Source organism: Runella salmonicolor, assembly GCF_024158025.1.
Lineage (GTDB): Bacteria > Bacteroidota > Bacteroidia > Cytophagales > Spirosomataceae > Runella > Runella salmonicolor.
Window position 1 is genome coordinate 288,721 of record NZ_JAMZEL010000001.1, and the last position, 21,350, is coordinate 310,070.

General features: G+C 43.3%; 19 protein-coding genes. 6 read left to right on the top strand and 13 right to left on the bottom strand.

Going from position 1 to position 21,350, the window contains the following annotated elements:
- Window positions 1–52 precede the first annotated feature (52 nt).
- A complete protein-coding gene (locus NCI00_RS01330; protein ID WP_253524186.1) occupies window positions 53–406 on the bottom strand; it encodes a hypothetical protein in 354 nt (117 codons plus the stop codon).
- A gap of 176 nt (window positions 407–582) precedes the next feature.
- On the opposite strand from NCI00_RS01330, the gene NCI00_RS01335 reads away from it, so the two are divergent.
- Window positions 583–921, top strand: coding sequence for a translation initiation factor (locus NCI00_RS01335; RefSeq protein ID WP_114460543.1), 339 nt, complete (start codon window positions 583–585; stop codon window positions 919–921).
- 9 nt (window positions 922–930) lie between these two features.
- Here the strand turns inward: NCI00_RS01335 and NCI00_RS01340 are convergent, their stop codons facing one another.
- Window positions 931–2,355: a DUF5723 family protein gene (locus tag NCI00_RS01340; RefSeq protein WP_253524189.1), complete on the bottom strand. Its 1,425-nt coding sequence runs from the start codon at window positions 2,353–2,355 to the stop codon at window positions 931–933.
- A 274-nt stretch (window positions 2,356–2,629) separates the two neighbouring features.
- Here NCI00_RS01340 and NCI00_RS01345 point away from each other — a divergent pair, with 274 nt between their 5' ends.
- Entirely contained in the window at window positions 2,630–3,616 is a 987-nt protein-coding gene (locus tag NCI00_RS01345; RefSeq protein WP_253524191.1) for a GSCFA domain-containing protein, read from the top strand.
- On the opposite strand, the gene NCI00_RS01350 is transcribed toward NCI00_RS01345, so the two are convergent.
- Together NCI00_RS01350 and NCI00_RS01355 are read right to left on the bottom strand one after the other, a co-directional pair.
- Entirely contained in the window at window positions 3,613–4,503 is an 891-nt protein-coding gene (locus tag NCI00_RS01350; RefSeq protein ID WP_253524193.1) for a phosphoenolpyruvate carboxykinase (ATP), read from the bottom strand. The two genes, NCI00_RS01345 and NCI00_RS01350, sit on opposite strands and share 4 nt — an antisense overlap.
- A 49-nt stretch (window positions 4,504–4,552) precedes the next feature.
- A complete protein-coding gene (locus tag NCI00_RS01355) occupies window positions 4,553–4,834 on the bottom strand; it encodes a PqqD family protein (RefSeq protein WP_253524195.1) in 282 nt (93 codons plus the stop codon).
- 286 nt (window positions 4,835–5,120) lie between these two features.
- On the opposite strand from NCI00_RS01355, the gene NCI00_RS01360 reads away from it, so the two are divergent.
- Window positions 5,121–5,798, top strand: a complete 678-nt coding sequence (locus NCI00_RS01360) for a hypothetical protein (protein ID WP_253524198.1) — start codon at window positions 5,121–5,123, stop codon at window positions 5,796–5,798.
- Between the two features lie 11 nt (window positions 5,799–5,809).
- Here NCI00_RS01360 and porU2 read toward each other — a convergent pair whose 3' ends face one another.
- The 7 genes from porU2 to NCI00_RS01395 all read right to left on the bottom strand — a co-directional run bounded on the left by porU2 (window position 5,810) and on the right by NCI00_RS01395 (window position 14,433).
- On the bottom strand, window positions 5,810–9,055 hold the full coding sequence (gene porU2 / locus NCI00_RS01365; protein ID WP_445508841.1) for a putative type IX secretion system sortase PorU2: 3,246 nt from the start codon (window positions 9,053–9,055) through the stop codon (window positions 5,810–5,812).
- A 111-nt stretch (window positions 9,056–9,166) separates the two neighbouring features.
- On the bottom strand, window positions 9,167–10,063 hold the full coding sequence (locus NCI00_RS01370) for a phosphoenolpyruvate carboxykinase (ATP) (RefSeq protein ID WP_253524202.1): 897 nt from the start codon (window positions 10,061–10,063) through the stop codon (window positions 9,167–9,169).
- A 102-nt stretch (window positions 10,064–10,165) separates the two neighbouring features.
- Window positions 10,166–10,600, bottom strand: a complete 435-nt coding sequence (locus tag NCI00_RS01375; RefSeq protein WP_253524204.1) for a lasso peptide biosynthesis B2 protein — start codon at window positions 10,598–10,600, stop codon at window positions 10,166–10,168.
- Window positions 10,575–10,856 carry a PqqD family protein gene (locus NCI00_RS01380; protein WP_253524206.1) on the bottom strand — a complete coding sequence of 94 codons (282 nt, stop codon included), beginning with the start codon at window positions 10,854–10,856 and terminating at the stop codon, window positions 10,575–10,577. The genes NCI00_RS01375 and NCI00_RS01380 overlap by 26 nt, the downstream gene beginning before the upstream one ends.
- Before the next feature lie 252 nt (window positions 10,857–11,108).
- Complete coding sequence (locus NCI00_RS01385) at window positions 11,109–12,170, bottom strand: hypothetical protein (RefSeq protein ID WP_253524208.1); 1,062 nt, start codon at window positions 12,168–12,170, stop codon at window positions 11,109–11,111.
- A gap of 72 nt (window positions 12,171–12,242) precedes the next feature.
- Entirely contained in the window at window positions 12,243–12,380 is a 138-nt protein-coding gene (locus NCI00_RS01390) for a hypothetical protein (protein WP_253524210.1), read from the bottom strand.
- A 4-nt stretch (window positions 12,381–12,384) separates the two neighbouring features.
- Window positions 12,385–14,433: an asparagine synthase-related protein gene (locus tag NCI00_RS01395; RefSeq protein ID WP_253524213.1), complete on the bottom strand. Its 2,049-nt coding sequence runs from the start codon at window positions 14,431–14,433 to the stop codon at window positions 12,385–12,387.
- 108 nt (window positions 14,434–14,541) lie between these two features.
- Here NCI00_RS01395 and NCI00_RS01400 point away from each other — a divergent pair, with 108 nt between their 5' ends.
- Complete coding sequence (locus tag NCI00_RS01400) at window positions 14,542–16,305, top strand: ABC transporter ATP-binding protein (protein WP_253524216.1); 1,764 nt, start codon at window positions 14,542–14,544, stop codon at window positions 16,303–16,305.
- A gap of 204 nt (window positions 16,306–16,509) precedes the next feature.
- On the opposite strand, the gene NCI00_RS01405 is transcribed toward NCI00_RS01400, so the two are convergent.
- Together NCI00_RS01405 and NCI00_RS01410 are read right to left on the bottom strand one after the other, a co-directional pair.
- Window positions 16,510–17,292 carry a response regulator transcription factor gene (locus NCI00_RS01405; protein ID WP_253524218.1) on the bottom strand — a complete coding sequence of 261 codons (783 nt, stop codon included), beginning with the start codon at window positions 17,290–17,292 and terminating at the stop codon, window positions 16,510–16,512.
- Between the two features lie 621 nt (window positions 17,293–17,913).
- Entirely contained in the window at window positions 17,914–19,125 is a 1,212-nt protein-coding gene (locus NCI00_RS01410; RefSeq protein ID WP_114460529.1) for a saccharopine dehydrogenase family protein, read from the bottom strand.
- A gap of 287 nt (window positions 19,126–19,412) precedes the next feature.
- Between NCI00_RS01410 and NCI00_RS01415 the strand changes: the two genes are divergently transcribed.
- Together NCI00_RS01415 and NCI00_RS01420 are read left to right on the top strand one after the other, a co-directional pair.
- Window positions 19,413–19,889, top strand: a complete 477-nt coding sequence (locus NCI00_RS01415) for a DUF456 domain-containing protein (RefSeq protein WP_253524220.1) — start codon at window positions 19,413–19,415, stop codon at window positions 19,887–19,889.
- 429 nt (window positions 19,890–20,318) lie between these two features.
- On the top strand, window positions 20,319–21,350 hold a 1,032-nt coding region (locus NCI00_RS01420), incomplete at its 3' end, for a SprB repeat-containing protein (RefSeq protein WP_253524222.1).

Genomic DNA, 21,350 nt, shown 5'->3' on the forward strand with positions numbered 1-21,350 from the left:
CTGTAACCGTGCAAAATCCACCATAATACTGGTTGTGTTTTTAGAACTAAGATTACTTTTTGTAACCCATCGAAAGCCCCGTATCACCTTTTACCAAAAGCTCAACCGCAACTTGTTCGTTGGATTTGTTTTCGATGCGCAACGCGGTGTTTTTGTCCAGTTTTGTCTTAATGGTTTCGTTAGGTTTTACGGTTACGGGCGAATGCTGCCCGCCGCCAATCGGTGCTTTCCAAAGTTGTACCTCGTTGGCCGATACATTTTTTAGTTTGACCGAAAACTTGCCGTGTTCGTTGTTACCCAATACAAAACTGTCCTGCGCTTTAATAGTGGTGGTAGAAGTGAGCGTCCGGCACGACGTAGTGACGAATCCCAAACTGATGATGAATGCTGGCAGTAACTTTTTCATGGTTTGTAAGATGGTTAGTCAATTGCTCCGTTGCGATTGATGATGCAAAAGTGGAGCAAGGCCAAACCTTCTATGCTTCAAAACATGATTTGACACGTCTCAAATGATGATTTGAAACGTAATGTTTGCGAAAACGTCTAAAAAGCTGCATTTTCGGGGCATCAAATAGCAGAAGTATGTCAAAAAAGCAACGCAGCGGCATCGTTTATTCCACCGACCCCAGCTTCCAATACAACGACGACGATTCGGACGAAGATGCCGAGACACCCACGCCCAACCAGCAGGAACTTAAAGTATGGCTTGAGCGCAAAGGCGGCGGAAAAGTAGTGACGGCCATCAAAGGATGGACGGGAAAAACGGGCGACATGGAGGATTTGGCCAAACAGCTCAAAACCCTCTGCGGCACGGGCGGCACGGCCAAAGACCGCGAAATTTTAATTCAGGGAGATTTCAGAGACAAGATTCTGACGTGGCTGTTGGCCAAAGGCTACAAAGCAAAAAAAGCAGGAGGTTAAGCGTAGCAGCTATCTTTTTCTTCTTTTGGTGAGAGCTTTTTCGTTCAACTTCCATAATTGAACCCCAAAATAGGCAAGTGTGCCGCGAGGCTGTACGCTTCGGCTGACGAGCGCGCCAAAATTACTGAAACCAATATAGGCAGGCCCAAAACGTACCGAAAACCCAATTGTTGGATTTTGATTGCCGTTTATCCACGTAACTGGCAGGGTAAATTCAACATCTTCCCCTTCAAAACGCGGGGTCAACGAGAATAGCTCAGGTTGAAAAATATACGTTGGCAATGCACCCGTATTGGTCGGTTTTATCCAAGTGGCATTCACAAAAAACGACTTCGCAAACTGTACGTCAGCATCTATGTTGATGGTACGCGGAAGCTGTGTTTCATAGCCATAGTCGCGTGAATCAGACTTCCCAAAGATTGTTTCTAGGTTTTTGACCGAGTTATTCCCCAAATCAATAATTTGTTCCTGATTGATAGTCAGCTTATTGAGCGTGCCGCTGTATTGTTTTCCCGTACTTGGGTAACTGATTTTGCCCGCATCCGTAATCGCCGCCCCGACGCGCAAAATGTAATTGGCCCGGTCTTGAGAATGGTTTCTGATGCGCCCTAGCTCTACCGTAGCGCCCAAATCAAGCGCCGTACCCGAGCCATAATCAGCCGAAAACAAACTACCTAGCCCAAAGGCTTTTACGGGTTGAGTGTAGCCGTATTCATAATTTACATTCGATAAATCAAGTACATATTCTTCCTGATTCAGGGGACGAACTTGATAATTGGCGCTCTTGAGGTTGAGGTACACGTTTCTGGCGCCCGAAAGGCGTTTGATGGTCGCTCCCACTTTGACCCGAATCAGCCCCTCTATTCGTATGGGCATGGCTGCAAAGGTCAGTCCCGTTTCAAAAAAAGAGTGTTGATTAAACGTAAAATCCTTGAAACTCCCCGTAGAAGCCTTGGTAAGGCCATCGTCAAGGCGGTTTTTATAGCTATCAAAAATCACAGGCGGAACCCCTGACCCTTGCACAAAACCTCTCATACGTGACTGAAAACCCACGACAAGCCAATTGTTTTTCCCCAAACCCACGTAGCCCGACGGTGTTCTGAGTTCGGCAGTTACGTTGATATTTTCGCCTTGTGTTTGCGTACCAGTCAGTTTGGATTTGCCGTACATGTCTTTTTCGGCGTAGGCATTCCTGAAAGGATGAAAGAGTGCATCCGTCCGAAAATATTTAAAGTAGCGATTGGTGATGGTCGCATTAAAAGACACCAGATTGATGTGGTACCGATAGCGCGTCCCTGCGATTGACGAAGGATTGAAGGTTGCCCGGTTGATACCCGCGTAGTTGCTACTGTGCTGACCGATAAACTCCTGAGCAAAAACCCGTTGAGAAAATACTTCAATAAATAAAAGTGTAATCAATGTCCTTAATTTCATATACCGCAGTCTCAATGTAGTGTTGTGGATATAACGAAAAGTATGCCAAAAATGAGCAAAAAGCAATAAAAAATGATTCCAAAAAGTAAATAACGACATTTAATGAAGAGAGACGATGCCCTTTGGAAGGGTTATGTTGTACCATTTCGAAGGAAAAAATTAGGTCATTGATGCGTTTTTTAAAACTCTATATTCATTTTGATAATGAACGCTATATTCTTAAATTTGAAAATACATTAAATCAACGCCACACGTTCTTTATACAACTCTTTCTGTGCATTTTCGAACCGAAATTTTTCTTGCTCAAAGTAACGAAAAAATCATCCTTCAAACGCCCATTTTGACGGTAGGGTCGTGTTTTGCGGAAGTGATTGGACAAAAATTGGTTGATAATAAAGTCCCTACCCTGGCTAACCCCTTCGGGACTATTTTTAACCCGCTTTCCATCACAAAACTTCTTCGGCAGTCAATCAACCGGCAACTTACCGACGAAAATTTATACGTTGAAAATCAGGGCATTTGGTTTCATTATGACTTTCACTCTTCGTGCTGGGCTCCCACTAAAGAAGCCCTTACTACGCAGTTGACTCATCAGTTGCATCGGGTACGGGAGTGGCTCTTGAATACTAAGTGGTTGATTATTACCTTCGGAACGGCGTATGTTTATCGGCAGATAGCCACCCAATGTATCGTTGCCAATTGCCACAAAGTGCCCAACAAACAGTTTAGGCGCGAGCTTTTATCTATAGAGGCCATTGTAGAAGATTTCAGGGGTATTTGCTCATTACTCCGTTCAGAAAATCCTTCCATAGCGGTTATCTTGACCGTCAGCCCCGTACGGCACACCCGCGACACCTTGCCGCTCAATGCCGTTAGTAAATCCATTTTGAGGGTTGCTTGTCATGAACTAAGCGAGACTGTGGAGAATGTCCATTACTTTCCCGCATACGAACTTTTGCTAGATGACCTGCGCGATTATCGCTTTTATAAGCCCGACCTTATTCACCCCAACGAAACTGCGGAGCAATATATTTTTCAACGGTTTTCAGAAACCTATTTTGATGATTCTCTCAAACAATTTGTCAGAGAATGGCAGAAACTAAAGCAAGAAATGGCGCACCGCCCGCTGCAACCCAACTCTGCAGCCCACAAACTATTTCTGGAAAACTTGCTAAAAAAACTGCAAAAAATAAGAACAAACGTGGGGGTAGATGATGAAATTGCTTTTGTTGAACAGCAACTCCAAGCGTTTGAAAATTAAAAAGACATAGGCCACTGCTCAACCCACCGTTTCAGCAACGTAAAGTTTTTCGGGCGCGGTACTTTCACGATAGGAACGGCTCTTCTGAGTCGAATACAATCTTCAAAATGGCGCTGTAGGGAATTCCCCTCTAACAACCGCGACGGAAGCGGAAAATGTGGAAACAACTCCACGGGCGACTGTGTTAACTTTACCGCTCCCGCTTGTTTGGAATAAGGCCGTTGCAAAATAATGATTTGTTGAAGCGGCACAGGGTCGCGGGGGAAATTAGCAATCGGTTGTTGATACAAAAATTTATTATGCCCCTCAAAAGCGGGTTGCAATTGAGTTTTATCAAACCCTAAGTTATTCACCGTATTTTCCCAAATCTTAAGCTCCGGAAACGCGGGTAGTACGTAGGGGTTTCCTTTTTCATCGAACCAAACGGCGGTCAAATCATCACTCAATATTGGATAATCCCGCTGCGCAAACGCCGACACCGTCGTTGATTTGCCTGCTCCTGGCCGCCCGATAAAAATCGTTGCCTGCTCTCCTATTTTGACGGCGCTTCCATGAAGCAAAAAAAGATTACGTTGAAACAACACCATTCCCAAAGCTTCGCTCAACGCAAAAAGCCGAAAAACGCCTTCATCATTGGTCATTTTTTCATACTCTAACCGATTTCCTAACAGGGCTTTGAAGCGCGCAATCCCTTCCCAGTCTAGCATCGTTGTGTTGCCTACACCACCAAATTTTGCCCGTACCCCTTTTCGATAAATTTGCGTTTGAAATTGCTTTCCCGCAGAAAATCGGGCCTTTTCAATGATAATATCGGCTTTACCTTCACCCTTGGGCAATTGTAGATCAATATCGGAATCAATGGTTAATGTATACGCGCGAAAAAGCATCAAGGAATCAATTAAAGAATTAAATACAAAAAGGAAACTCCCAGTATGCCTAAACTATTTCCACGAGTTTTTCGTCCATTAATTCCTTCAAAAGCGTTTTTATATCGTTTTCACACGTGGCTTCATCAATTTCAAATTCGGCTAAAACCGCTTTTTTCAACTCTTCAACGGTGGTGGGTTTCTGTTGCAACTGCTCCCAAATCAGAGTGCCTACTTCATCAAGTCCATAATATACCCCCGCATCGTGATTTAGGATAATCGTCTCATTATCAAGACTCGATGATACTTGATTGTGTGTGAGTTTAAAAGTTTGCGATAAATCAATATTCATGTCAACTTACGTTTTATTGCTTTCGTGTACTGTAAATCTAAGCAATACACTCGATTCCACGGATTGAATTTCAGATCGACACATTCATTTTTTTGTGTCAAGGAATAAAATGTATACCCTTAATAAGCGTAAAATTACCATTTTCAGCTAAAACTCCTCCTCAAATAATTTATTTCAACAAACCTACTACTATGATGACGACCGTTTAAGAACGATTTTCATCAAAATGTAAAGCGTATTTAACTGCATACTATATTTGGGTAAATGGTTATCTCCCTTATAAATCGTGACAAAAAATTATTGGTTACTTATTGAATTGGCGCTATTGGCAGGATGTACCTCTTCTGGGCCAACTCCCAAAGAATCTGATTACCGCTTTTTCCCTTTGGAAACTGGGCGATTTGTAGAGTACGAAGTGCAGGAAACGTCCTATGCGCTGAGCAAGCCCCCTGTAAAAATCACTTATTTTCTGAAAGAAGTTTGCGGCTCCGAACTTAAGGGGACAACGGGGCAATATCAAATCAACCGTTTTAGAAGAAACACTGTCGACCAAAATTGGTCACTAGACTCAGTGTGGACGGCCTACCTCTTGCCCGACCGCGCCGTAAAAATCGAAAATAATCGTCCCCTCTTAAAAATGATTTTTCCGCTTTTCGACGGTCTTACGTGGAACGCAAACCAATACAATACCCTACCGCCCCAAACCTGTGAAGCTCGTTTCACCAATCTGCCTTTTAGTATTAATTCCCTCACATTCTCTACCAATTTGGAGATTGTTCAACAAAAAGATTCAAGCTTGGTTTCTTTGATTAACTTCACAGAACGCTACGCACCAAACGTCGGGCTGATTTATAAAGAAAGTACCAGCCTACAATACTGTCAAAACGTCGATTGCCTAGGGAAAGGTATCATTGAATTTGGCCACCAAAAAATCCTAAAAATCAACGCATACGGCAAAGAATAACGCCCGCTGCGTTAGTCAATAATGAACTTTCCCGTGGCTATTTTTTCTCCAATTCTGCAACGATATATGTATGTTCCAGAAGCAGGCGGGTCGGTCCAGTACAACTCGTTTTCACCCAGTTGGGCATCGAATTTCACCTCCTTAACTTTTTTCCCTTCTTCGGAATAAATCGTCAAAACACCCTCTGCCACCGCTCCGCTCAACTCATACATAAATCGTGCATAACCCCTTGAGGGATTGGGCGCTACGACGATGTTAAGTCGCTTTTGCACCTCCCCAATGCGGAATTGAACACGGTACGGAATTCCCGCACCATTTCCATTCACATCCCTTGCCTGCACCAATAATTCATACTTCCCAGCCGCCAATACCCCCGGCTTGAACTGAACAGCTAGATTTCGGAGTGTTTTCAACTCAAATAACCCATTGGTCAGTAATTTGAACGCACAGGAGTCGCAGGATTTGAGGTATAATTGTACCAAATTGGTGTCTAATTCCCACGGATTATCATCAAAAAGCAAAACGTTAAAAACAGGCATTGAAGACACAAGTGCCCCATTCTGAATCACTTTACCATCAACGGTCACCTCCATGACAGGATTAACACGGTCAGTTGTGGTGTATGCAGGGTAGCGCGTGAGCGGTTCTACCAGTGGCCAGTTTAGCATCAATTGTGCTTCGTTGTTTTGCTCGTTCAATTCTTCAATTTGCTGTGTCGCATCCAGAAATACTTTTATATTGCTGAAGCCAGCGTTCTTTTTAATGCTCAAAAACAGCGTGTCTTTTTGAGTCGGAGCCTTTACCGAAAACATTCTGGAGGAAACCGTGCCGTTGGTTTCGGTTAGGCTAAGTCTGATGGTAAAACTCTTCAGCCGTTCATCTACTTTTCCCGAATTGGTAATGATAACGCCCACCTGCACCGAATCTGACTGCGAAAACGATTTTTGGCTTTGAACAAACACCCCCTTCGTTTCAACGGCATAATCAGGCTTATTGATTTTAAATAACACCACCGCTGGGTCGCCCAAAAGAATGAGTTGATGCACATTGGCAATGTCAAATTCGTTCTCTTTGGTGGTGGCAATGGTGTTACTCACTTTCTGCAAAATTTCACCGATGGGCTTCCCCAAGGTTGCTTCTTGGTCAAACATGGCCGAATAAAGTTCTTTCAGGTAATGCGCCGAAATGGAAGGATAACTCCAAAAAGAATTGGAAAGCACGCCAATTGAACCTTTTTCGGGCGTCAGCAGCCAATCAGCCGCTAAGGTTTCGTACCGATAAAAGACATTCCCGACCCCGCAGCCATTGAAATACATAAACGGGTACCGACCTCTATTGGCCAATTGGGTGGTGGGGTCGGAGGCGTAGCCAATGTTGAGGTCGGGCACCGTAGGCGACGCGTGCCCCATAAACGTAACCATACCCACCCCCTTGTTGACCTGATCGGCAATGGAAAGATTCTCTACGGATTCGGTAGTGCGTTTTGTATATACTCCCACCTTGCCGCCCAATGATGATTTTTCCACCAATGGCTCTAAATCGGCCAAAATTCCTTTTAATTGTTGTATTTCTTCCGCTGATTTACCACCACTCAGGTGTAAGATTTTTTTTGCATTCAGGGCAGGCGGCGCTTTTTCAAATTCCTTTACTTTATTCAAATACGCCAAAACCTGCTGAGGGGTGGAAGCGCTTATACGACCCGTTCTGAACGCAGGCGTATTTTGGTGTGCTCCACCCAATCCCGCCGACAACAACACATCCGAACCTGGATAACCGAATGTAGGAACAAAATCACGGTCCTGCCAAGTTTTAAGAACATCCGGAAAGCTGACCCCATTGCCGATGAGCAATAAGTAAGGGGCTTTTTTGCCCGACTGGAGTTGATAATTGAGGAAATTCCGAATGCCCAATGGCCCGCGCTCACCATAATTAAATTGATCGTAGAGTTGTTCAATATCGGCAACCAGTACTTGATGACCTCCTCCTTCGGCAGATTTGCGGTAATCGGCATAGGCGTGGGCAGCGTTTTCAAGGGTTTTATGGGTAACGATAACATAATCAACCTCCGTGGGGTAAGGGGTAAAGTTTACTTTTTTAAAAGACTCAACCGATTGAACAACTGTTGTCACAAACAATGTTCGGGATTGTGCCGTGCCCAGCACAACGGCCTGCCAACGCCCGTTAGACCATCTACTTTCAAGCACTCGCGGGTTCATAGGTTGGGTTACATCATAGACAATCGGGGTAACCGATGAGGGCATCCCTGCAATGGCTACCGTTGACTGGTTGGCAGGATTAGGGAGCAGATAAAAATATTTTGAAGCACGGTCGGTCATTTCAAATCGCTGAGGATAAACGACTTCGTATTTCGTGAGAGAGTAGAACTCGTATTGATTGTTCAAATTCGATTTCATTCTGAGCGCAAACATATCCCCTGCATTTAGCTCATTTTCAGCAACCGTGGTTTTGACGGATTGATGATTGAATCCAAAAAAATCAAGGGTTGAAAATGTGCGTTGGCCCACCGAGACATTGATCAAATGAAATGACTCATAGCGACCGTTCAACAGGGCGGTGAGTTGAATGGGATAACTAGAAGATGCCACCCGATTGGTGAGTGCAATCATCACCTGGGCCAATGAGTCGCGTCGAATCATTTTGCCCGTCCATCCTTCGCCTTTTTCGTAATAGCTTTGCTGTAAAAAAGGCACCAAGCCATTGTTATTATTGAACGACCATTCGTCTTTGTACTGTTTTACCTCTCGTTCTAAATGAAAGGCTTCGGGGGCGGCAGCGCTGGCCTGATAGCCAATCTCCTCTACTCGTTTACCTTTATGATTAGGAACAACAGTCAGGAAATAGGTGCTTTCGTCACTGTAAAGGCTCACCGTCGTTGGCGGGCGGGCCGAGTAAGGTCGGTAAACTAGACTGTCCTGAACTCCAGTGTTTGCTTGAGAGAAAAATTCGACGTAACTACTTTCCGTTAATTTACCATTAGTAACGCCAGTTACCCGAACCGCGATTTCTTCTCCCCGATAAAATAAGGACAACTGCTCTGCTGGTGCGGACGCAACTGGAAAACCCGCTTTGCGCAATTGGTCAACACTGATTCGGTATACCCCTTCTTGCTTTACCGTAATTTTGAAGTAGGGCTGTTCATAACGAATCCAGTCATTGGTGTAAGGGAGAACTTGGGCCATCAAGTGCTGTATGCCTATTCCCAGAAAAAAAAACCGAATAAATATTCTCGTATTCACTTTTCTGCAATCGTTCTTTGATATTGCAGCAAGTTAATAATATATGCCTATTTACGACAATTTAGCCTGCATATTACTCCACAATCAAACACAATTTAGAGACTCAGCCATCTATTCTCCAGCGGAGGCCACCTGTTGTTTTACCCACTTTTTCAAAAGATAAAAATTACGAGGTCGGCGCATTTTTAGGATATTCACCGCTTTGACCAGGCGAATACAATCCTCAAAATGGCGCTGTAATGCCGCCCCTTTCAACAGCTGGGGCGGCAAAGGAAAGTGGCGAAACAATTCAATCGGGCTTTCAATCAGTTTTAGCTTACCTACTTTTTGGGAATAAGGGCGTTGTAAAATAATAATTTGATGAAGAGGAACGAGTGTGGTAGGAAAAACAGACAACGGCTGCTGATACAAAAATTTATTATGCCCCTCAAAGGCCGGTTGTAAAAGGTTTTTATCAAACCCCAGATTGTCTACCGCACTTTCCCAAATCTTTACCTGTGGAAAACCCGGAAGTACAAAAGGCTGGCCAGCGGCATCAAACCATATCGCGGTAAGGTCATCGCTCAAAATAGCGTGTTCCAGCTGTGCAAATGCCGACAAAGTAGTTGATTTTCCCGCACCCGGGCGGCCAATAAATACGGTTGCCTTGGCACCTACCTGCACTGCGCTTCCGTGTAACAAAAAAAGATTCCGCTGAAACAACACCATTCCCAGGGCTTCGCTGAGGGCAAAAAGTCTGAATACATCTTCATCATCCGTCAATTTTTCATATTCCAACACCCTTCCGCCTGTCATTTTAAAATTAGCCAATTCTGGCCAATGCAGGAATATACACGTGTCATTTTCACCAAATTGGGCGCGTACTCCTTTTCTATAAATCAAGGTTTGATGCAATTTTGGCAAGGTGAACTGCGCTTCTTTCAACACAATATCTACTTCCCCTTTTGCCGCAGGCAACTGAAGATCTATATCTGAATCAATGGTCAAATCATACGCCCGAAAAAGCATTGTGCAATTGGTTTGTAACTAGTGAAAAATGGGTTGCAAGTTTAGAATAAATCTAGACTCACCTTATACTTCACCCTTTTCAATTTGTGTTGATAATTATGTTTAATTCCAATCCCACAGCGGGACGTAACTCACGTTCGGCACGTCGCCAATGACAATTTTCCCTTCTTTTTCAACCCACGCATGGGCACTGAATTGTTGCACCGGATTAGCCACACCGATTTTCAAAACAAAGCAGTCATCGCCCCGTAAAAAAAATTTTACCGCCAATGCTTGAGGAAGACACAATATAGATAACGGAAGCGCTGAGCTAACCGCACTTATGCTCCAAACCAACTGTTGTATGTATGATGTTGGGTAGTTTTTGGCAGCGGGGTTTGCAATGCAATGCGCATAAACGGTTTTGAAAGTTTTGAAAGACAACAGCTTAAGGCCTAATTTTATCAATAATATAGCGGCTGTGGCCTGAAGCAGAAGCCACTTATCCGAGTTCGGAAGAGCAAGCCATTTTTTAAAGCGTCTCCACCAGTTTTTCATCCATCAATTGCATTAGGAGCGACTTGATATCATTCTCGCAGGTAGCCTCTTCTACCTCAAATTCTTCCAAGACAGCGTTTTTAAGTTCTGCAAGTGTTGAAGGTTTTTGTTGGAGTTGCTCCCATATAAAGGTTCCTACCTCATTAAGATCATAATAAATCCCCGCATCATGATTCAAGATAATAGTCTCATTGTCAAGGCTAGAAGATACCTGACGGGGGGAAAGCTTAAAGGTTTGATTTGCATCAAAATTCATGACTTAAGATAATTACGGCAATAAGCCCAGTTAAAATGTAATTGTAATGTATAAAATTAAAGCAAAACTTCTGATAAGCACAATTCCTCTCTGTCATTTCCTGCATTCCTATTTCAAACGTATGCTGGCTTTCAAGACTGGTTTGAGAACCTGCCTGTACGATACGCCGTTACAATACATTTTTCAGTTTTGTAGTTTTCAATTTCACAGTTTTGCGGTTTTTCAGTTTTACATTTCTCGGTTTTTCGGTTACTAAGCCTCTTTCTTAATCAATATGTTATTTAGATATAACATCAAAAGATAGTCTTTCTGAAAGTCGATGCCGAAGGGAATAAACAAGGAAGATAAGCTATGGTAAGTGCGAGTTCCGTCAAATTTATCAACCAATTTATGGATCAATGGGGAAACAACCACGTGGGTACCTGAAGATAAATAACGAATGTCACCCTCTTTTGTGGTCTCAGTGTCTATTTTGCGATTATAAATTAAAAATTCAGGGATGTCAGGAACTTGAAACTGGGTTTTGGAAAGCGTCAATTTTGCCAAATAAATTTGGTGATTTACCCCCATGATGCGTTCAAAAGTATCTAAATCAAGTTGAGAAATAATCTCGTAACAAGCCGCATAAAGTTGTTCTTCCCGACCTGCCCACACTCCCCAAAGTGCCGCATAATGTTCCTCATTGATTTCACCTAATGGATTGTCTATTAATATGTTTCGACAATCAGGCTTCTCCAACAATAGCTTATCAGCCTCCCAACCCAACTGATACAAAGCATACTTAGACAATTCTTTTTCGACCAAAATCAGGTAGTCATTTAATAGCGACCAAAATTGTTTTCCTTTTTTTCCTCCCACTGAAAAACAAAAATGGGTAGAACAACAATGCTCTCTATACGCCCATACCGTACACTGCCCTTTGTCATAAAAGGGGCACCGGAGCGCCTCGACCTCCATCTGAGTCCAACCTGTATCGGTAGGGTGCAAAGAGCGCAACTCTTGATCCAACAAATCATATCCTTTAGGGCGAATCAGGCCGTAGGGAGTAACCCCTTTTCGTGATTTTATCAACGCACTCATGCGTTTTTTTCCCTCAGTCCATCCTGAATCCTGTAATAAACCCCCAATGAGGTAATTAGACATTTGGGGATAATAGGTACAGCATTTGGTATTAATGAAGGGATTTTGGGGCTGTCGACAAAATACGCAATCATCGCAGGTCGCAATGGTTTCAGCAGGGATTTCGTTTTCAATAAAATCCGGAAAAAAGCGATGATATAACGGCGGAAGCTTGGAAGAGACGGTGGTGGTCATTATTGGTAGGGAAAACTACAAACATCAAATAAAGAGAATTGCCAAATAACGTTGGCAATTCTCTTTATTATACTATAAAGGCATCATTGCAGAACCGCCATCTCCTCCACCGCTTCCCATTCCGAACGTTAATTTTTGAACACTTCCATAATGTTTCAATACAGGCGCAGCGTACTTTTTCTTTGATTTGAGTAGGGATTTGTTTTTCATTTTGTTACGTTGTTTTATTGTTAATTTGGTTTTGGTTTAGCCAGATGGCTAAGTACACTACGCGAACCGCTCGGTAAAAGGCATCATAGCCTTTTTTAGAATTCAGATCAGCGGTACGTGCATATTCAGCATATTTCAATGACAAATCGACATTTACATAAGGACTTAATAAATCCCTGTTTTCCTGAATAAAGGCCTTAGGATCAGTAAACGTTTCATAAAAACACCGGCGCATGTACGGTGTAAAATTTGCCTTATCTAATCGCCAACGAATAGCGTCAGGGACTTGGCCATTTACCGCCAATCGGTGGACTTTACGCGTAATTCCATCCCCAAATTGGAGATGATTGGGCACAATCAGACTAAACTCTATGAGGCGTTTATCCATAAAAGGATGGGCCATGTCAATTCCATTTAAGATTCCAATGGTGTGATAACTGCCCAGAACATCAATAATGCCACCACAAGTTGCCTGTTTAAAATGCGCAATCACGTCGGCATTATTTTCTCTAGGAATATCTTCAAAATGAAACTCTTTTAAGAGAATAGGAGACTGTTTATTGTACCTGTCATGCAAAATAGAGAAAAAAGTTTCTTTATTCCAATACCTATTTTTAAGATTGAGCAATTTGGTATAAATTTTTTGACCTACATAAATATAAACTAATGAAGGAGGAATATTAAAGTAGCGCTTAGATTGTTTGACATGGCGCAAAAAAGCCCAAAAATGACCCATCCTCAACGCTCGAATCAGCACTTTATAAATGTACGGGAAGGCAATAAAAGCCGCTTGACTCTTAAAATTTCTGTCATATTTTGGGACATTTTCTCTAAATGTACCGGTATATAATATATGCTCAATATGTACCCGAAAGGCATCCCATTTACCCTCCATAAGCAATGCGGAGAAGGTTTCCTTACCATAACTCAAAACGGTGTCTCCCTCCACGCCCGTCAAATAAGTGCGTACCCCGTTTTTCTGCGCTGCCTTCATGGTAGGCAGATAATGATTGGCATCTGAGATAAAATAGTCGGGCCGGTTATTGTAATAACCTTCTACTGCCATTTCCTTTACTTGGGTCGGCCTAATGTATTGATGATTGAGTCCCTTTACCCCAACCATTATGTCAATAAATTCACGCTCATTGGCATCTTTATCATTGGAGCAATCCCAACTGTAGCCCCAATAAGGCTGTTGCCTTTCCTGAAGCGTATGCAGAGCCGCACAGGCTATGGACGAAGAGTCCAAACCTCCGCTAATATCCCCGCCCACGCCAAAGGAGGTACGTATGCGGCAATTAACAGCTTCGTTGAAAATCTCGCGATGAGCGGCTACAAAATCTTCGTCCGTTTTAAGATGGCTGAAACGTTCCAAATTAAGGTCCCAGCAAAATTTCGTTGCTACCCCACTGCTGTCTGCTACCAACCAATGGGCGGGCTTCAAATTAAAAATCTCTTGATAAAAAGTAGAAGCTTGATGGGCTCGGAAGTCGGTTAACCAAAGTACATAAGGCACAATCTTTTCCTCATTTATTTTTTTTGGCACTTCCGGAATCGCAAAAAGCGCTTGAATTTCTGACGCAAAAGCGACAAACTTTCCTGGCTTAAAATAATAATGAAACGGCCTTATTCCCGAATGATCACGAGCTGCTACTAATTTTTGGCGACGGGGGTCCCAAATGGCAAAGGCAAAGTCACCAATCAAATGATAAAGACAATCATCGCCCCAACGCTCATAAGCCGCCAGAATCAACTCCGAATCAGTAATGACTGGACAATAAAAGGGTTTTAAATCAAGCTGAGCAATAAGCTCATTGCGATTATCAATCCGCGCGTCGGCCACACACACACAACCAAATTGATTTTTTAGTGGCTGTTTTTCGTGGATTGATTCGTAGGTTACCTGTCGCATCAGGTGCGCCAACCCTACCTGTCTGTATCTATAATACGTAATACCATCCAAACCTCGGTGCGAAATGCGTTGCGTCATTCCTTCCAATTCATCCGCCACAGGTTTATCGTCAAAGTAAATAATACCACAAATTCCACTCATTAATCATAACATTTAAGGAAAGATTCAAATCTGAGTAAAATTAATTCTAAATTCAACTTTCTTTCTTTTTTTGCTGTTACTCACAAACAGATCATCCCTTTTCGTAACATGAACGAAGAAAAAAAAAGCGGAAAAATATTTGACTGGCCCACCCTTCGCCGTCTTTACACCTTCATTAAGCCTTACCAAAAACAATTTTATTTCCTTATTGCCATCATTCTACTGAGCGCATTCTTAGCGCCATTAAGCCCGTTATTGATTCGCTATACCATTGACAATCAAATCGCAACGGGTGATTACAATGGGCTTGTGGTCATGCTTTTGATTATGATTGGCATTTTGTTGGTGCAGGCAGTGATTCAGTTTGCCAATACCTATTTGGCGGGTTGGTTGGGGCAAAATATCATCCGTGATATTCGGGTTCAGCTGTACGAAAAAATTCTTAGCCTGCGTCTAAAATTCTTCGACAATACGCCCATTGGCCGCTTGGTCACGCGGACGGTCTCCGACGTTGAAACCCTCTCCGACGTGTTTAGCGACGGTATGGCCGCCGTGGCGGGCGATATTTTGCAGTTAATCCTAATCATCGGGGTCATGTTTTACACCGATTGGCGTCTGTCGCTCATTAGTCTTGCTACCGTGCCCTTCATGCTGATAAGTACGTATATTTTCAAGGAAAAAATCAAGGATTCATTCAATGAAGTGCGCACGGCGGTATCCAACCTAAACTCGTTCGTGCAAGAGCACCTTACAGGGATGAACATTGTGCAGATTTTCAGCGCGGAGAAAACCGAATATCGTAAATTCAAGAAAATCAATACCATTCACCGCGACGCCAACATCCGTTCGATCTGGTACTATTCGGTCTACTATCCCGTTGCCGACGTCATTGCTGCCGCCGCAACGGGTTTGGTCGTGTGGTACGGAGCCCGCGAAATCATGCATTACAACGCCTCATTTGGCACCGTAACAGCATTTATTATCTTTATTGGACTGTTTTTCAGGCCCATACGCATGTTGGCCGACCGTTTCAATACCCTCCAGATGGGTATTGTAAGCACCGACCGTATTTTAAAGCTACTCGACAGCGACGATTTCACGGTCAACAACGGTACTTATGCCCCCGCAACACTGCGCGGAGAAGTCTCTTTCAAAAACGTTTGGTTTGCTTATAACGAAGAAGAATACGTCCTAAAGGATATTTCATTTGATGTCAAAGAAGGAGAAACCATCGCTTTTGTGGGGGCAACTGGCGCGGGCAAATCGTCGGTCATTAATTTGCTGAGCCGTTTTTATGACATCAATAAAGGTGAGATTTTGGTGGATGGCACCGAAATTCACAACTACGAATTGGGCGCATTACGCCAAAATATCGGCGTGGTGTTGCAAGATGTATTTTTATTTTCGGACACCATTCACAACAACATTACGCTCGGCAATACGTCCATTAGTCGTGCGCGCATCATCGAGGCCGCCCAGTTGGTGGGAGCGCACGAGTTCATAGAGCGGCTTCCTGATGGTTATGACTACAACGTCATGGAGCGCGGTGCTACGCTTTCGGTGGGGCAACGTCAATTAATCTCGTTCGTTCGGGCCTTGGTCCATGACCCAAAAATCATTGTGTTGGACGAAGCAACATCGTCGGTCGATACCGAAACCGAAGAGTTGATTCAGAATGCCATTGAAAAACTGATGAAAGGCCGCACCGCCATCGTGATTGCGCACCGGTTGAGCACTATCCAGAAAGCGAGTCAAATCATTGTACTCGACAAAGGCGAAATTCAGGAAAAAGGAACCCACGACGAACTGCTAGAGCGGGGCGGGTTCTACGCCAATCTGTACCGAATGCAGTACAAGGAAGTCATTTCTTAATCAAAAAAGGATGAATGGTGTCAACCTGAAAAAGCCATTGATAAATTCTATGGAAGAAATAAATGCTTTGTTGTTTTTGGAAAATTATAATCATTCGAACAACTATACGCAGCTACTTATACGAGCATCCGTAAGGAATATAATTTCCAGATAATTTTAATTCACAAACCATCTTCTTTCCAAAGCAGGCCGAGTGTATGTCTGTTAGATAAGGTCACACCATTGGGCAATTTGAAGAAGAGCAGTGGTATCGCTGACCCCAACGCGGTCCATCATGTTTTTTCGATGATTACTGACGGTATTGACACTGATGGACAGTTCGGAGGCAATACGCTGTGAGTTATACCCTTTTGCAATCAGTTTCAGAACCTCCAACTCTCTTTTTGAAAGAATATCGTGATTGAAAACTTCTCCCGTGCGGGAATGAAAATGCGCATTGCACTGAGAAACACGTGTACATGACTGGCGCAACCAAACAAAATTAGCGTTGTATAAGTGCGAAATGTTTTGGTTAATCATCAATACTACATTGGGTGTGCCATCGATACGGGCTGAAAGCGGCATGAGGGTGGCAAAAGACACCCAAGGTTTTCCGTTGAGTGGCTTGAGCCGCATTCCTACCCATTGAGTTTTTATAAAATTTCGCCGTTTTGAAGACACTGCCTGAACCATATTTTCAAATTGGCTAATGACCCGTTTAAATAAGGACTGACTTTCGGGCCTTAAAAAGGCAAAAGGTAAGTATTGAGAAGTTAGTAGCTTACCACCTTCCCCGAACAGATGAAGACAGTTGTCGTTTGCATAAAGAATTTCAAGCCGGTCGAGGTCCAAAACCACCACAAAAGTCCACGGCTCAAGCAGACTATCATAAACATAATTCAGCGATTCAACCACATCTTTATAGTTGATTGGATGAATCTCTTCTTTAGGTAATTCTTCAAAAAATAGGGAAACCGCGTCAGATTCGGGTTCGGTTTGAATCAACATTTAACGTTACTTTAGTTGGTTTAGGCATTTTCTTTATATAAATCAGTAGAATCAACCCATCCACCAACCACCTGAGCATTTCTTGATTCTACTATCTACCCATAATTGCTATGAAAAGACTGATTAACACTGTCTAAAATAGCACTAAAAGACATACTCAAATATAAGACTTAAGCTAGTTTTTTATTTAACCACTTTACCATTGCTCCAAATTAACAGTACAAACATCAATTATCAAATAGGGATATTTTTGCCATTCTCCCTCAAACTTTTTCTATCGGCCTTTAAATATAAAAATTATAAGTTAAATTATAACTATAACTACTTAAAAGACCCTAAAATCAATACACAGAGAAATATAGTCAAATTATCACCAGCGCTATTTTTAGCCATTTAAGGTAAAAAAAGGTATCAAATAGTATACTTAATCGTCTTTTTTTAAAAAGATTTTTCTATCGCAAGTCTTACATTATGGCAACGGTTGCTTGTAAAGAATCCTCTCTCGCCCCTAAAAACATAAAAAATCCTCCTTAATATATCTTTAAGGAGGATTTTTACAACTTATATAAACAGGAGTTTATTACGTAAATTTATACGCTAAAATCACTCCATTTGAACGGTCTAATACTCGTGCGGCAGCGGCTGGTTGATTTGTTCGTTCCACGGCAGGCCGTGTTGGTTGAGCAAGTCCATGAATGGATCGGGATTCAGTTCTTCACAATTCCAAACACCCGCTTTCATCCATTCGGCATTGGTCAACATCAGCATCGCTCCAATCATGGCCGGCACACCCGTGGTATAGCTAACGGCCTGCGCCCGAACCTCTTTCCAGCATTGGGCGTGGTCGCAGTTGTTCCATACATAATAGGTTTTATCCTGTCCGTCTTTGATTCCTTTGATTTGGCAACCGATGGAAGTCTGCCCTGTGTAGTTTTCACCCAATGACTCTGGTGGCGGCAATACGGCTTTCAAAAACTCCAGCGGCACGATGTCCATGCCCTGAAATTTGATGGGCGCAATGCTCGTCATACCCACATTTTGCAGCACTTCCAAGTGCGTCAGGTACGCCTGACCGAAGGTCATCCAGAAACGAGCGCGTTTGAGGGTTGGGAAGTTTTTCACCAACGATTCGAGTTCTTCGTGGTACAGCACGTAGCTTTCCTTGGGCCCAATGCCCGGATAGTCAATGGCTTTGTGAATGCTCATGGCAGGAATTTCTACCCAAGCGCCATTTTCCCAATACCGACCCGGTTGGGTGATTTCACGAATGTTGATTTCGGGGTTAAAATTGGTGGCAAAAGCTTTGCCGTGGTTGCCCGCATTGCAGTCGATGATGTCGAGATAATGCATCTCATCAAACTGATGTTTATTGGCAAAAGCCGTAAATACCTGCGTAACGCCCGGGTCGAAGCCACAACCCAACAAGGCCATCAAACCCGCTTCTTTGAAACGCTCCTGGTAGGCCCACTGCCAGCTATATTCAAATTTTGCGACATCTTTGGGCTCATAATTGGCGGTATCCATGTAATGAACACCCGTTTCGAGGCAGGCATCCATGATGGTTAAATCTTGGTAAGGCAAGGCCACGTTGATCACCAATTTGGGCTGAAACGACTTGATGAGCACCACCAGCTCCGCCACAATATCGGCATCGACCGACGCCGTTTTGATGGTTACCCCGTGCATTTCCTGAATATCTTGGGCAATTTTATCACATTTTGACTTTGTGCGGCTCGCCAACAGGATGTCGGTAAATACCTGAGAGTTCATGGCACACTTATGCGCCACTACGCCTCCCACACCCCCTGCTCCAATAATTAAGACTTTTGACATTTAAGTAACTGTAAAATTTAAAATGTAGAATGAAAAATGTAAAAATATCAACACAAATCACTTATAATCAAACTATTGTAATTTTTCTTAAGTTTAAAACTCATATCAATCAGACAATCTTTTTTACTTATGAGTGAAATTTATGGTTGCATGATTCAGCAAAAACGCTTTCACCCAAAAATTAGTGGGCAAAGATACGATTCATGCCCCTTTTTTGTGTTATTTAACCGTTAGATTTTCAAAAGTTGGTCGATTCTCTCTTAATTTCAATCGGATACCTTGGCGCTATGGACATTTTACTGCTTGTTTTAGGCTGTGCGGGATTATTGGTAGGCTTGGCGGGAGCGGTGCTACCGTTACCCGGCCCACCGTTGAGTTTTGTCGGGCTTTTGTGCCTACACTTTAGCAGTTACGCTGACTTTGGCCAAATTACACTTTATAGCCTCGGTTTCATCACCTTAGCGGTTACGGTATTGGATTACTACGTTCCTATTTGGGGAGTAAAAAAATTTGGCGGCACTAGCTACGGCGCTTGGGGCTCCACCCTTGGTCTTTTGCTTGGGTTCTTTGTAATCCCCGCGTTAGGCATTTTTTTAGGCGCTTTTTTGGGCGCTTTCATCGGCGAACTCATGGCAGGAATGGAATTCAATAAAGCCCTGAAAGCCGCGCTCGGCTCTTTTCTGGGGTTTGTCACGGGCATATTCATGAAAGTGGTCCTGTGTTTGGTCATGATTGGCTACGCCGTGGCGGCATTTTTGGCCTAAAATTTTCCACTTTCAGCCTTCTTCCTTTACGTAATACGAGCACCTGCATTTCGACTCCTCGGTGCAGTAATCATCCGATAGTCCTCAAGCAATCCCAATTGATGGCTTAGAAAGTTTTTGATTCACATTTAATTGGCCATTTATGGATATTTTTTTAATGCTTATTTTTTGGAGAAAACACACATTTTTTAGCCCTTTAAAAGACTACTTAATATTTAGACTTACATATAAACTCCTCCATTGAATTTTGTGTTTTTGGCACATTTAAAGGTGTTTTTTTACTAAAATTCTATATACGAATAGTTAAAATGACTATTGAACATGCACTATATATATTATTACTTTGCAAAAATGCCTGTTACGTATATATATACCTAAAAGACAGGAAAACACATCAAATCTTTTCTTTATCTCAACTGCTTACGTATTATGCAAAAACTTTTACTTTTTCTAAATCGAATACCCATCGTTCGGTTTGCTTTCTTATTACTGCTGTTTGGTGCGGGCATCTCAGGTGTTTCGCTGGCGCAGAATACATTCACAAGTGCAACTGCCAATCCAAATAGTTTTACTCTTGGAACTCCAAACGCTATAATGACGATTGCTTTTACTTATGCTGCTAACCCTGGTGCCAATACCATCACGTCATATAGGATTGGACACGCTTCGGCATCAAGCACTTGCGACAATGCACTTCTACCTAGTAACCTATCCACATTTGGAGTAGCTTCACAAACGGGCACACGTGATTACTTATTCATCTACACCTATCCTGCAAATGCCCCTACTGGCTCAAGGGTCATAGTAATTCAGGCATTAAATGCAGACAACTCAGTCAGGGGAACTACCTGTATTCCCATCACCGTTATTTCTCCTGTTACCCCTCTTTCCTTTACCACCCAAACAACCAATGTTAGTTGTTTTGGAGGAAACAACGGCTCAATTACAGTTACGGCCTCGGGCGGTACAGGCTCATATGAGTACAGTAAAGACAATGGCTCAACATTTTCCTCAGGAAGCAATCCTTTTACCTTCTCCGGACTTACTACCGGACAGTATCAGATCGTTGTAAAAAGCGGCAGTAATACTAGCCCCGCGTCAAGTATAACGGTTGGCCAACCTGCGCAACTAAACGCATCGGCCAGTGTAACCACGCCAATTGACTGCTTCGGCGGCAATGCCGTTATCACCGTTTCGGCCACGGGCGGTACGGGCAGCTACGGCGGCACGGGAACCTTCTCCGTACCAGCAGGAGGGCCTTACAACTATACCGTCACTGACGCAAACGGCTGCACTGCTTCGGCTTCGGTTGCCTCCGTTTCGCAACCTGCGCAACTAAACGCATCGGCCAGTGTAACCACGCCAATTGACTGCTTCGGCGGCAATGCCGTCATCACCGTTTCGGCCACGGGCGGTACGGGCAGCTACTCCGGCACGGGGACGTTTTCCGTTCCAGCAGGA

Coding starts and splice junctions, on each gene's coding strand:
- NCI00_RS01330 (WP_253524186.1), bottom strand. CDS start 406: ATGAAAAAGTTACTGCCAGCATTCATCATCAGTTTGGGATTCGTCACT.
- NCI00_RS01335 (WP_114460543.1), top strand. CDS start 583: ATGTCAAAAAAGCAACGCAGCGGCATCGTTTATTCCACCGACCCCAGC.
- NCI00_RS01340 (WP_253524189.1), bottom strand. CDS start 2,355: ATGAAATTAAGGACATTGATTACACTTTTATTTATTGAAGTATTTTCT.
- NCI00_RS01350 (WP_253524193.1), bottom strand. CDS start 4,503: ATGCTTTTTCGCGCGTATACATTAACCATTGATTCCGATATTGATCTA.
- NCI00_RS01355 (WP_253524195.1), bottom strand. CDS start 4,834: ATGAATATTGATTTATCGCAAACTTTTAAACTCACACACAATCAAGTA.
- NCI00_RS01370 (WP_253524202.1), bottom strand. CDS start 10,063: ATGCTTTTTCGGGCGTATGATTTGACCATTGATTCAGATATAGATCTT.
- NCI00_RS01375 (WP_253524204.1), bottom strand. CDS start 10,600: ATGAAAAACTGGTGGAGACGCTTTAAAAAATGGCTTGCTCTTCCGAAC.
- NCI00_RS01380 (WP_253524206.1), bottom strand. CDS start 10,856: ATGAATTTTGATGCAAATCAAACCTTTAAGCTTTCCCCCCGTCAGGTA.
- NCI00_RS01385 (WP_253524208.1), bottom strand. CDS start 12,170: ATGACCACCACCGTCTCTTCCAAGCTTCCGCCGTTATATCATCGCTTT.
- NCI00_RS01390 (WP_253524210.1), bottom strand. CDS start 12,380: ATGAAAAACAAATCCCTACTCAAATCAAAGAAAAAGTACGCTGCGCCT.
- NCI00_RS01395 (WP_253524213.1), bottom strand. CDS start 14,433: ATGAGTGGAATTTGTGGTATTATTTACTTTGACGATAAACCTGTGGCG.
- NCI00_RS01400 (WP_253524216.1), top strand. CDS start 14,542: ATGAACGAAGAAAAAAAAAGCGGAAAAATATTTGACTGGCCCACCCTT.
- NCI00_RS01405 (WP_253524218.1), bottom strand. CDS start 17,292: ATGTTGATTCAAACCGAACCCGAATCTGACGCGGTTTCCCTATTTTTT.
- NCI00_RS01410 (WP_114460529.1), bottom strand. CDS start 19,125: ATGTCAAAAGTCTTAATTATTGGAGCAGGGGGTGTGGGAGGCGTAGTG.
- NCI00_RS01415 (WP_253524220.1), top strand. CDS start 19,413: ATGGACATTTTACTGCTTGTTTTAGGCTGTGCGGGATTATTGGTAGGC.